Raw genomic sequence first — 388 nt, 5'->3', positions numbered from 1 at the left:
CCTAAAGATAGACGGAATAAGGATTTAATCATTAAGCAGCATTGGATAGCTGCGTCGGAGTAGGTTTGATTTCGCCCTTGTTTGCCTTTTGATGGAGCATACCATTGCGTAGCAGGATCAAACCAAATGGCAATATTTCCGCGACTCATGAGTGCTCGGTTATATGCGGACCAATTGGTTGTGCGGTAGATTTTGTGTGTAGGCTTCTTCATTTGAAAATTATATCGCTGAAAAAGCCTGTACAGATAGGTTTGTGCAACAAAGCCCACCAGAGCGGCTTTTTATTGATTATTCATGTTCCACGCTTAAAATTCGAACAGTGTTTCATGATTTTTATAAGTTAAACTAAATTTAGTTGCTAATCCCAATAAGCTATTCACTAACTTGT

At 38.9% G+C, this 388-nt stretch carries 1 protein-coding gene; it reads right to left on the bottom strand.

What is annotated here, in order from left to right; translation table 11 throughout:
- The coding region (locus tag AVJ19_RS21325; protein ID WP_171334256.1) for a transposase at window positions 1-212 on the bottom strand (212 nt) is incomplete at its 3' end.
- Between the last annotated feature and the right edge of the window lie 176 nt (window positions 213-388).

Source organism: Acinetobacter sp. CFCC 10889, assembly GCF_003268395.1.
GTDB lineage: Bacteria > Pseudomonadota > Gammaproteobacteria > Pseudomonadales > Moraxellaceae > Acinetobacter.
This window is presented reverse-complemented; position numbering and strand designations above follow the sequence as displayed.